Raw genomic sequence first — 6,673 nt, 5'->3', positions numbered from 1 at the left:
TCAAGCGGTATCAGACGATCTATGATGCGCTTGAGGTGTCCAATCTGGCCGTAACGGCGCTTCCGGCCGAACAACAGACGTCGGACGGAGCGGGGACGGAAGGTACGGCTGTGACGGGAAACGGGACTGCTATCAAAAGGTTTGAATATCGAGTCACTATGGATACGGCGGAAGGACCCCTCTCCTTCGACAACCATGGCCGGGTTAGAAAGACGGTGGAGGACGGTGTAACGTCCTGGTCCATCGATTGGAATCCTTCGTATATTTTCCCCGGCATGGAAGAAGGGGATACGGTGCGAATCGAGAAGACTCCGGCGGTACGCGGCGAGATTGTCGATCGTAACGGCAATCCGCTGGCGGTCAACGTCGAGGCGGCGCAACTCGGCATTGTGCCGAACAAGCTTGGGGATTCGGCCGATACGATCAAAGCGTCGCTGGCAAAGAAGCTGGGGATGACCGTACAGGATATCGACCGTAAGCTTGGCGCGGCGTGGGTAAAGCCGAATCTGTTCGTTCCGATCGCCGTAGTGGTCGATGATGCGGTGAGGGAAGAACTCGTCGCGCTTCCGGGGGTTGCTGCTCAGAAGGTGATGGTGCGGCGGTATCCACTCGGTGAAGCGGCAGCTCATCTGATCGGCTATATCGGGGAGATCAATGCCGATGAGCTGAAGGCGCGCGAAGCTCAGGGCTATAAGGTGGGCGATCTGATCGGCAAAACGGGGCTGGAGCTTACGCTTGAGACGCAATTGCGCGGCACTTCAGGCAAAGCAGTTGTTATTGTCGATAGGGCTGGCGTGCGAAAATCCGTGATCGCGGGGCAGGCTGCCGATAACGGTGTGACGTACAAGTTGACGATGGATACGGCGTTGCAGCAAGCGATCTACGAGGAAGTCAAGGCCGATGAAGCTTCCGTCGCGGCGATCCAGCCTGAGACCGGCGAAGTGCTGGCGCTGCTCAGCAGCCCGTCGTACGATCCGAACGCTTTCGTACAGGGCGTGTCCAAGGAACAATACCGACAATGGAATGAAGATCCGCGCCTTCCATTCCTGAACCGTTTCTCCCGGACGTATGCGCCAGGCTCCTCCTTTAAGGCCATAACGGCAGCGATCGGACTCGACAGCGGGGCGCTTGATCCGGACGTGGCGAAGGAGATTGCCGGATTGACCTGGAAGAAAGACAGTTCCTGGGGGAAGTATTACGTGAAGCGGGTGCGCGAGGTGAATTCGGTCGATCTATTGAAGGCGCTGATCTATTCTGACAATATCTATTTTGCTCAGACGGCATTGGCAATCGGCAAAAAGCAATTCGTCGCAGGCGCTGCGAGATTCGGAATAGGCGAACCGCTTCCGCTCGCCTATCCGTTCAGCGCTTCGAAGCTTGCCGGTGGAGGAGGCGAGCCGTCCGGCGATATTCAGCTTGCCGACTCCGGCTACGGGCAAGGACAGGTGGAGATGACGACGCTGCATGTGGCCTTCGCCTACTCCGCGCTTGTTAACGGTGGGAATATCGCCTATCCGCAGCTGTCGGAGGCCGATTCGGCTTTCGCGGGAAAGCTGTGGAAGGAGCAAGCGATGTCGGCGGATACGGCGGAACTCATCAAGGCCGATCTCGTAAAGGCGGTGGCGAGTCCGGAGGGCAGCGGGCATGGCGCCTATATAGCCGGCGCATCGATCGCCGGCAAGACGGGCACTGCGGAGCTGAAGGCGAGCAAGGGTACCCAAGGGCAGGAAAACGGCTGGTTTGTCGGGTTTGACGCGAATGACCCACAACTGCTCATCTCCATGATGATCGAGAACGTACAAAGTCGCGGGGGCAGCCGTTACGTAGCGCCAAAAGTCAAACGAATTTTCGAGCAAATGAAGCAGTAGTATCCATCGTTTTTTTGGATGAGAGTGTTAAACCAGAAGGGGATAGCCATGAGCGTAATACGGTTGGAGAACGTCACGAAGAAGTATGAAGAGTCCATGATCTTTCGCGATATTTATTTTCGAGTGATGCAAGGGGAGCGTATCGGTCTAATCGGACGAAACGGTGCCGGCAAGTCGACGGTATTTAAGCTCATCATGGGCGAGGAAGAGCCGACGTCCGGCAGAGTGGAAATAGATCCTCAAGTACGAATCGGGTATTTCTCGCAATTCTCTGAATTGAGTGGGAGTCTGTCCGTTCAACAAGAACTGGAAGCATGCTTCGAGCAGGTTGCCCTTATTGAAAGAGAGCTGCAAGAGATCGGAAATAAGCTGGGTGCGGTTGCCGACGATAGCGAGATGGATGCGCTGCTGGCAAGGCAAGCGGAGTTGTTTGAACAGATGGAGCATCTCGATGGCTGGAACGTGTCCGTCGAGATTAATACGGTGCTTACGAAGCTGGGGTTTAATGACAGATCCCGCAACCAACCGATCGATGAGTTGTCCGGAGGATGGCGTAACCGCGCGGCGTTGGCGAAAATGCTAATCGAGCTGCCCGATGTCGTTATGCTCGACGAGCCGACGAATTACTTGGATATGGAAGGGATCGTATGGCTGGAGCAGTGGCTGTACCGATTCAAGGGAGCTATGATTCTGGTGTCGCATGACCGTCAATTCATCGACAAGGTCGTCACGCGCACGATTGAGATCGAGAACTATCGTTTTCAGGAATACGAAGGGAACTACACTGATTACGTCCGCAAGAAGAAGATGCGCAAGAAGGAACTGGACCGCCAGTTCGAGTGGGAGGAAGAGTTGCTGCTTATGGAGTCCGAGGCGATCGACAGTCGCGCAAGCCGGCGTTCCGGTTCCAAGGACCGTCTCTCGCGTAAGCTGGCGGATAACAAGAAGCGGATAGAGCCGCATCCCGTTAACGTACTGATTACCGACATCTACGAGAGGCTGCGCTTCCCGGACAAGCTATGCGAAGTGAAGAAGATCGGACAGACGTACGAGGGCAGGCAGATCTTCGAGAACGTTAGCTTCGATATTCAGAAAGAAGATCGCCTGGTCATCGCGGGACCGAATGGAAGCGGGAAGTCCACGCTCATTAAGGCGCTTATCGGGCAGGAGAAGCCGGATTCGGGGGAGGTTGTGTGGGAGAAGGGCGTTAACTACGCCTACTTCAACCGGATTTGGGAGGAGCTTGATCCTAAGGATACGGTCAGCCACGCGGTGAATACGTACGGATTGGGACTGGACGCTCCACGTAAAAAGGTGAACAAATTCCTGGCTATGCTGCAATTCTCCGAAGCGGATTTGAGCAAGGCGATCGGCAATCTGTCCGGCGGGCAGAAAGCTCGGGTAGCGCTGGCCAAGTGTCTTCTCTCAGGCGCGGCCGTTATCATCTTGGACGAGCCGACCAACCATCTGGACCTCACGAGCATACAGGTTATGGAGCAAGCTCTGATCCATTTTCCCGGCGCGGTCATTACGGTAAGCCACGATCGCTTCTTCATCGATAAGATCGGGACCGAGCTGCTGACCTTCGATCCGGTAACGGGAGTGACCAAGCAGAGCTTGTAAGAGAGAATCGCTCTCTCCTTAACGCTTGAGGGTTTAGACATCTTTTATCGTGAAGCCGGGGAACAGGGTTCTCCCGTCGTTCTGTTGCTGCATGGTTTCCCTACATCAAGTCACATGTATCGCCAATTGATTCCCGCATTAGCCGACCGATATCACGTCATCGCACCGGATTATCCGGGGTTTGGTTACAGCAGCGCACCGGATCACGACAAGTTTGAATATACCTTTGACCGTTTCAGTCAGATGATTGAGAAGCTCTTGGAACAGCTGAACATCGCTAAGTTCTTCGTTTACCTTATGGATTACGGCGCTCCGGTTGGATTCAGAATCGCAGCCCGTCATCCCGAGCGCATTCAGGGTCTGATCATACAGAATGGGAATGCTTACGACGAAGGTCTGAAAGACTTCTGGGTCCCGATCAAAGCTTACTGGGAAGATCGATCCAATCCGGATAAACGTGAAGCCCTTCGCTGGTTGACCAGCTTCCAGGCAACCAAATGGCAGTATACCCATGGTGTCAAAGACAGCACGCGGATCAGCCCGGACACCTATATGCTGGATCAGTTACTCCTCGACAGACCTAACAATCAAGAGATTCAGCTGGATATGTTTTTAGATTACGGCACAAACCCTCCACTTTATCCTGCTTGGCAGCAATACTTCCGTGAGGCTCAACCGCCGACGCTTATCCTTTGGGGCAAAGGGGATGAAATTTTCCCGGAGAGCGGCGCGCATCCTTACCTCAACGATTTGCCCCATGCAGAGATGCATATCTTTGAAGATGCCGGGCATTTCGCATTGGAGTCCCATGGTCCAGAATTGATTGGTTATATCCGGGAATTTCTGAATCAAAATAAATAACGCGCTCCATTAAGTCAATAGGGGTAGGAATATAGGTTAGTGGATTTTGTAAAAAGAAGGGCCATCCGCAAAGGATGGCCCTTAAACTTGCAGTAATTTTGTTGCGACCGGGTACGGATCCAGTGGAATATGAATTCGTTAGGCCATCATATCCTCTACTGAACTAAAGCCTCCAACTCCGGCTGCAATTTGTTCCGAAGAACGTACAGCATAACGGCACCGACCAGGAATGCGACGGCGTCCGCGATGACGAGCGACCAGACCACCCCGTGAAACCCGTTCATTTGGTTGGCGATATAGAGCACGGGAATCAGAGTAACTCCTTGGATAACCGACATCACAAAGGCGGCGGTCCCTTGCGCTGTGGCCTGGAAGATCCCTGTAAACAACGTGGTCATTCCCGTAATGAGCAAGGATAGGAACGTCACGTGCAGAATATAGCTGCCCATCTCGATGAGTTGCGGGTCATTCGTGAACAAACCGATCAAGTGGTCGGAAATCAGATAGACGATGATGCCGAACACGACGGCTAGCGCCACAATCGTTTTGATCGTGAATCCGATCGTTTGTTTCATACGCAATTTATTCGCCGTGAAGGAGAAGGCAATAAGCGGCACGACTCCCTCGCACAAGCCCATCAGAATAAACTCGGGAAATTGCAATAAGCGCGAGGATATTCCGTGAGCCGCTACAGCCGAATCTCCGTATTCCACAAGAAAATGGTTAAGGATGAGCGACATGGCGCCCAAGAAGACACTCATAATAAAGACGGGAACCCCGATTTTGAGTACATTGCTCAGAATGGCCTTGGTCACCTTGAACCATCGGATGGAGGCGGTTAAGAATCGGCTCTTGTATCCCATATGGAAGGCGTAGAAAGCACTCGCCATCAAGTTGGAAACGACCGTAGCGGACGCAACGCCGATCACATCCCAATGGAGCGCGAAGACGACGATCGCATCAAGAATAATGTTGGAGAATCATACCGACCATCGACGTGATTGCCGCTCCCTCCGAGCGCACAAGATTCTCCAACGTGAAGAATAAGACGACGAACGGCGAACCGATAAGCATGATCGTGACATAGTCCTTCGTGAATCCGTAGGAGTCGGACGTTGCCCCCAGGCCATGAACGATCGGGTCGATCAACGGGAGGCCGACGGCCATCACGATGACTCCGAGAGCTAAGCTGATGTAGAAGGCAAATGAAGACACATGCTTGACTTCATCGTATTTTTTCTCTCCCAGCAGACGGGAGATGAACGTACCGCTGCCCATGCCGATCAAGTTGCCCAGCGCCATAATGACCGCGAACAACGGCAAGGTTAGCGCCAGTGCGGTTAACATGGCGGTATCGTGGAGCGTACCCAGGAAATAGGCGTTCAAGATGGAGTAGATCACGCTCATTGACGTGCCCAGCATCATCGGTACGGCGAAGTGAGCTACGGCTTTGGCGACCGGCGCTTTTTCGAAATAGTGGAGGTTTTCAGCATCCATGCGGATCACTTCTTTCTTTGGTTTGTCAGTCTAACGGTGTTAGGTTGAACCTTACAGTGTTAGATGATATCATGAACCTATGGACCTGTAAAGAACAAACTTACACCGTTAGATAGAAGGGCGGATCTCGTTGAAAAAACAGCAGCCTCAGATTTCGGAGGATAAAATTCTGGAGGCCTCGTGGGAGCTTCTGGGAGAGGAAGGGATCGAGAAGTTCAGTATGAGACGGTTGGCCGATCGGCTGGGAATCCAGGCTCCCTCTCTGTACTGGTACTTCAAGAGCAAGCAAGATCTTTACCAACGTCTGGCCAACCAGGTGTCGAAAATGATTCTGGAGGAGTTCCGGTCGGATGGAGACTGGAAGGAGCTGTTGGCGGAGCTTGCAAGAACGGTAAGGAGCGTGCTCTGCCGCTATCCCTGCTCCACGCAGCTTATGATGCTGACGCTGCCTCACGAGCCGGACTACATCCGTTTCACCAACCGTACGCTGTTCTGCGTGGAGTCGACGCCGCTGGAGCCTGAACAGAAATTCCAAGCGGTTCTTACGCTGTTGAACTATGTGTTCTACTTCGTTCTGGACGATTATCAGCATCAGCGCAATGTGACCACGATCCTTAAGGAACAGAAGGAGCTTCCCGGCGACGAGATGATCCGTCTTCTGGACACGATGACCGAGACGGAAGCGGGGCTGTTCAAGAGGATGTTCAAGAGCGGCTTGTTCGAGCTGATGGGAACGGATGGAGCGTTCGAATTCGGTCTGAAGCTGATTCTGTCGGGGATTGAACAGGTGATCAAGGAGCAGGAATAGCTATAGGAGTCGCCGC

General features: G+C 53.4%; 4 protein-coding genes and 1 pseudogene. 4 read left to right on the top strand and 1 reads right to left on the bottom strand.

Annotation, left to right across the window (positions count from 1 at the left end; genetic code table 11):
* The 3 genes from ACESLK_RS29620 to ACESLK_RS29610 form a co-directional block, all read left to right on the top strand.
* Positions 1-1,868: penicillin-binding transpeptidase domain-containing protein (locus tag ACESLK_RS29620; protein WP_373233446.1), on the top strand; the 1,868-nt coding region annotated here is incomplete at its 5' end.
* Between the two features lie 48 nt (positions 1,869-1,916).
* Positions 1,917-3,491, top strand: a complete 1,575-nt coding sequence (locus ACESLK_RS29615) for an ABC-F family ATP-binding cassette domain-containing protein (protein WP_373233445.1) — start codon at positions 1,917-1,919, stop codon at positions 3,489-3,491.
* Positions 3,492-3,497: 6 nt separating this feature from the next.
* Positions 3,498-4,352: an alpha/beta fold hydrolase gene (locus ACESLK_RS29610; RefSeq protein WP_373233447.1), complete on the top strand. Its 855-nt coding sequence runs from the start codon at positions 3,498-3,500 to the stop codon at positions 4,350-4,352.
* A gap of 155 nt (positions 4,353-4,507) precedes the next feature.
* Here the strand turns inward: ACESLK_RS29610 and ACESLK_RS29605 are convergent.
* Positions 4,508-5,849: pseudogene (locus ACESLK_RS29605) on the bottom strand (MATE family efflux transporter).
* 130 nt (positions 5,850-5,979) lie between these two features.
* Between ACESLK_RS29605 and ACESLK_RS29600 the strand changes: the two are divergent.
* A complete protein-coding gene (locus ACESLK_RS29600) occupies positions 5,980-6,657 on the top strand; it encodes a TetR/AcrR family transcriptional regulator (protein ID WP_373233444.1) in 678 nt (225 codons plus the stop codon).
* Positions 6,658-6,673: the final 16 nt, after the last annotated feature.

The sequence above is a fragment of the Cohnella sp. genome, assembly GCF_041640265.1.
GTDB lineage: Bacteria > Bacillota > Bacilli > Paenibacillales > Paenibacillaceae > Cohnella.
Note: the sequence above shows the minus strand (reverse complement) of the source record. Positions and strands in the feature narration are given on the sequence as shown.